We start from the raw sequence: 5,450 nt of genomic DNA, 5'->3' as shown, positions 1-5,450 counted from the left end.
CGAGCAAGGAGCCGAGAGAGTGGAGCCTTGACGACAGCGACACACTGAGCTACACGCTGACGATAACCAACGAGAGTGCGGAACCCGGAACATACTACCTTACGAACACGGCTACAGTTACAGAGAAGGATACGAAAGAATGGGACCAGGACGAAGAAGAAGTAGTAATAGAAGTACCCGAGACAGTCAAGCTCAAGGCAGAAGTTGAAGCCGAATTCACCTGGAACAGAGAGAGGATATACGAGTGGGAAATAGATAAGAAAGCGAATCCAACGTCGGTAACGTTTGATGTGGATGAGTTCGAAAAGACTATCGAGTACACGATCACAGCCACAAAGACACTCGCATCCGAGATCAACACCCACACTTACAGTGGAAATGCAGTCGTTACCAACAACGGCAACAGTCAGGCCGAGAACGCGAAGCTCCTGATAACACTCCAGTACTTCGATGGAACCGACTGGATAGACCTTCAGAGTGAAACAGAAGTAATCCTTGGAAGCATCACATCTGGAGCATCGGCATCATACAGTTTCGGACCAATAAGCTTCACACCGGTTCAGAATATAGTTGAATACAGAGTGAAAGCAGTAGCCACAGCCGACGCGCCGGCCAACAGCGACGAAGCTTACGACATTTCAACTCTGACAGTTACAGGCTCAACCGAAACCAACGCCTCGGCCGTTCTGAATGACAGCTTCACAGAAATTCCGGAAGGGTTCGCGATAGTAGAAACCGATCCCGATCCTCTACCATTCCCGCAGACTATAACGGAAAACACCACCGTTGTCTTTGAGATCACGCTGGCCAAGTTCTTCTACAGCGGGAGTTCGTCGATTACTTATGAAATGAATAAGCTTGGAGCCTATCTAAAAGCCAATGTAACGGGTTACATGGCCGGAGAGTATCCAGGGTGGTGTACTGAAGTAGGTGTGAGTGGTATAGGAACCTCCGCAGTAATCGAGTCAATATACATCAACGGTGCGCCCGATGCGAAATACGCAAAGATAAATTACATACTCAACAGGTACAGGGACGGGCTTTACTCGACCAGTGTTGACTACAGGCACATCCAGATCGCGATATGGGCGATAATGGAAGGTTATCTCAATTGGAGCTGGAGAAGCACATCGGGAATCAGCCCTGAAGTTCCATATGGAGACAAAGCCCTGGTAGAGAATATTATTACAACAGCCGACGAAAACTTCCTGCCCGGATGCGGCGATGTGGTACTGGTGAGGGCCAAAAACGCGAGTACGCAGGATCTGATACTTGAAATGGAATTCCCGTGCGGAGAGGAATATGAACTGAAGAACAGAGCCACTCTCAAGAGTGAGACGCAGGATCTGTGGGATGACGCCATAGTAACGATAACGCTCACACCGACAGAACCGGAGATATTCGATATCGATCTGATAGCCGGGTACTCGATGGAGAAAAACACGACCTACAGATGGGAGATAGACAAGAACGTCACACCGGCGAGCGCAGAGCTTGAAAAGACGAAATCAACTACCTTCGTCTATACGCTTGTCGCCGATAGGTATTTGGTAAGTGTGAGCAGAAAAGTCCAGGGAAGTGTAGTGATATCCAATACTGGCACGGGCGATCTTTTGAACGTATCAGTGAAAATCACCCTCAAAGGCGATGGAACAGTCCTGAACACATATGAAACTACAATCTCGCTACTAAGTGCCGGTGGAAGTGAAGTTGTACCGTACTCGTTAGATTTAAGTACGGGCCAATACTCGAATTACACCATAGAAACCAGAGCTGTTGAAATGGCTTCCGGTGTAAGCGATTTCGATAGCACGGTGCTCGTTCCGACTGAAGTGAAACACAACGAAACGGCGGACGTAAGGGATGAATTCACAAACCTCTCCACATTCACGGGTAACGGATTCGCGATAGCGCCCTCTACCAATCCTAGAATCTGGATGGACATTATAAGAAACGTTCTGTGGACCGCTGTTGATTCGAATACCTGGAGAACTAGTTTCAACATTGCGGTAACCAACAATACAGCAGCTCCGGGGACTTACGTTCTCAACAACGAAGTAGATATTTATGACGAAGACCAGGTATTCGACGAAGACTCCGCATCCATAACCATAACCGTACGCGGAGGAACCTGGGGTGAAGAAACCGCCTGGGGGGGAAATTATCCCGGCGGTGGATCTTCCTGGTGGTATTACTTCGATACTAACGGACCTTCAGTTCAGGATATATACGCGGGACAGAATCTGATACAGGGTGCATCTGTAAAGTACGACAAGGCTATGGGTAAACTGATAATAACTTTAGGGCCCAATATGCGCCTTCAGAGCGTGAGCGATCCAGTCAAGGTACAGGGCTATTCTTCCATACCTAGCAGCAGACCAGAACCAGGTACATTTACAACCTACAAGGGAACAAGTCTTGTGATATCTGTGCCTTACTACAGGTACTTCGCGATCCATCTCGATGTAGAAGTATGGAGTCCATCAAAGTAATAGCTGAATAAACTTTGCAGTTCCCCCATAAAGCCCTCCGAATGGAGGGCTTTTCTTTTACGAATCGATACTGGGACTTAGAAATTTGGCTGGATACAGGAACTTCTCAATATTCATTGTTCATTCACTCGACTGTTTGCATGAAAAAGAGGGGTACGGGAGTAGAATTCATTTGGAATGGTTCTCGGCACACAATGTGCTGACTGTGGAGGTGAAAGCGATGAGGAGAACGGCTCTATTGATACTCGCAGTCCTGTTCTCTGTAGCTGCCTTCGGACAGCTTGGCTTGAGGACTGTGACATCGACGGCAACGGAAACGGAAACAAGCGTGGCAACTTCTGCAACCTCAACGACCGGAACATTGAGTTTGAGGACGGTTGATCCACTTCTTCTCTCTTTCAGAGAAGGCTTCAAAGCACCGGATGATCCGGGCTGGATCGAGAAAAAGGTAGGAAATGTCTCTTTGAAACTGCCCGGTTTGTTCAGTGTTTCTTCACAGAAGTTCGGTTCGAATTACGAAGCACAGATCTTCGACGGTAACGGAAAGCTTTTTGGTCGCTTCTTTTATTACCAGCTTGAACCTTACGATCTTGAAGAGCTTTTAAATGCAGTTATCCCCTCTGTTTACGGGAATACCACTACCGGCGAGAAGAGTTATGAAGAGACAATGTGGATGGAGAATGGCATGGGGGTATACCTGGCATCCCTGAAGATGGTTGCCAACATCGATTTTCCTGTAATATTCGTCTATACTCCCGGAGATGAGATCACTGTTACCAGTCAGGGACCTGTGGCCATGTTTTTTTTCGAACCGGTCGAGTACACCGGTGAAAAGCTGGATGAAGCAAAAGCGATAATAGCCGATATTGTCGGTAGTTATTTGTTCCCGATCGAAGAGAAGGAAGAAGATGAAGGCGGTATCAAACCGCCAAAAGTAATCGAAGAGCGAGATCCCTTCGTCAGGTTGTTCATGGATTTATTCAATGACAGCAGATCTCCTGTAAATACGGATGACTGGATTGAAGTGCAGGGAGACCGTTTCGGTTTCATGATGAACCCACAGTTCTCGGTTCACTTTTACCCGGGAGAAACTTCTGAAACCGCAGATCTGGGATACTCCGGCACTGTGGTCTCCAAGATCGTAGTAGGAGAGATTGATACATCTTCACCGATAGAGGGTGTTTTCAAAGAAGTAATAGAGGAGTTTTTGGCCGTATTAGCCGTAGAGGGCTATGAGATAGCAGATAGTTTTTCCTCTGTGGTTAAGGAAGGAACCGCCGTCAATATCTACGCAGTCGATTTCACCGGTGTTTTGTGCTGGATCATTATATATTCAGAAACCGATTCGATAGCGAGCTTTGGACCCGGTGATTATTTCATCTTTATCGGCCTGCCTGATTCAGATAATCTTTCTCAATGGGCGGAGTGGTACGCAGGGATGGTTATATCTTTAGATTTCTAAAGAAGCTTAAACCGACATACAAAAAAGCCCCGGAGGACTGGACGATTATCGGCCGTGACTCCGGGGTCTTTGCTGGTGAATTGACCTCTTCAGTTGGTTATCCCAACGTATTGAATCGTGCTTCCGGCGTTCTCCGGATCTGTGAAAGCTTCGCTTATGGTTTTGAAGAACGCACTGCCACCCCTTATATTTTTTGCTTCGCCTATGTAATAAGATGCGTTTATTCCGTCAAAATCGCTATCTCCGTTGAAGCCATACAATCCTGACGGGTCTTTCATTAGCAACGCCAGTCTGAACGATGTCATAAGATTTCCAAAGTCAATACTCAAGCCTCTCTTTGAAAGAGAATCGATGATAGCCTGCTGATCGTTTTTGCTGTTCAACAATATGTCTTTGAATATCTCGGGATCGCCTCCACCCTGTGTTCTTACGTACTGAATGAAGAGATAAGATAGAGAGTAGTTGGCCAGGACATCGCCGTTGTCGTTCCAGTACAAAAGTGATTGGCCATTCTTTATGCTGTTCGCGTTGTTGTAGTAACTTATTCTGCTGTTTAGCGTACCCTTGTAAATATGTTCGGCTGCCATCGATAGGCCTTCATTCAACCATGTCGGCATCGGGTCGCTGCTTTCCACAAAGTAGTTTCTGTTGAAGTTGACCATGTGCTGGAACTCGTGCACAAGAGTGCTGAAGGCTTTTGAAACGTCTACCGGGTTCGATGCCGGGTATTGCATGGTCGGGTAAGTATCTATATAGAAGATCTCCATTTTGTTTGAGTTGCTTATGTTGAAAAGGTCGCCTGAACTGAAGTAACCGCCGACATATGCACCTGTATTGCTAAAATCGTCCTGGATGTCGAAACACAGTATGGCGACTTTCCCATCACCGTTTACATCCGAAGGGGTATAGAAGTAGTCGGAGACCAGCGGATATATTACGTCGTCGAACTCTTCACCTATCTGTGTCGCCTTTTCAACGGTTATCAGAGAAGTGTTTTCCACCCAGATCTCGCTGGTTTCACCGGAGTATTGAAGTGTAGCCGTTAACTGATAATACTTGTTGGTTTTGAAGTTTTGAACATAGAAAGTCTTCGTGCTTCCTATGTTCATAAGTTCGAATCTGTCTTCAACGAGTTCCGGTCTCATTTTCATGGATATATCGACATCATCCGGAAGAGGTATTTCCATGTTCAAGGCGTACGCTTCGATATCCAGGTTCTTTGGAAGCACACTACCCGAGGGGAGGTATTCAGAATTCAACGTTCCTGTATAATCAGAAGTCGCACCATTTTCCGACTCGTTGCTTACCAGAAGCACATTTCCACTGTAAACAGGCCCGTTCATGTCCAGTCCGTCTTCGGGCGGGATTTCCGCTTCTATAGTTCTGAACTTCCATATATCTCCGGCAGTGCTCACGTTCTTAGAATCAACTGCCACTACTTTCCAGTAATAGTCTTTGCCGTTCTGAAGGGTATCCGGCGAATATGTGTTTGTAGT

The 5,450-nt window shown here is 46.6% G+C and carries 2 protein-coding genes and 1 pseudogene; 2 read left to right on the top strand and 1 reads right to left on the bottom strand.

Going from position 1 to position 5,450, the window contains the following annotated elements; all coding sequences use genetic code 11:
* Together PKX57_RS11150 and PKX57_RS11145 are read left to right on the top strand one after the other, a co-directional pair.
* Positions 1 to 2,492: pseudogene (locus PKX57_RS11150) on the top strand (hypothetical protein); the annotation flags it as partial.
* Positions 2,493 to 2,712: 220 nt separating this feature from the next.
* Positions 2,713 to 3,954, top strand: coding sequence for a hypothetical protein (locus PKX57_RS11145; RefSeq protein WP_472417351.1), 1,242 nt, complete (start codon positions 2,713 to 2,715; stop codon positions 3,952 to 3,954).
* Positions 3,955 to 4,043: 89 nt separating this feature from the next.
* Here the strand turns inward: PKX57_RS11145 and PKX57_RS11140 are convergent.
* Positions 4,044 to 5,450, bottom strand: a 1,407-nt coding sequence (locus PKX57_RS11140) for a gluzincin family metallopeptidase (RefSeq protein ID WP_472417349.1), incomplete at its 5' end; no start/stop codon positions are given.

The organism is Mesotoga sp. (assembly GCF_035363035.1).
In the GTDB taxonomy this organism is placed as follows: Bacteria; Thermotogota; Thermotogae; order Petrotogales; family Kosmotogaceae; genus Mesotoga.
This window is presented reverse-complemented; position numbering and strand designations above follow the sequence as displayed.

Bases quoted from the DNA above. Each gene is read 5' to 3' on its own strand.
- PKX57_RS11145 (WP_472417351.1), top strand. From the start codon at position 2,713: ATGAGGAGAACGGCTCTATTGATACTCGCAGTCCTGTTCTCTGTAGCT.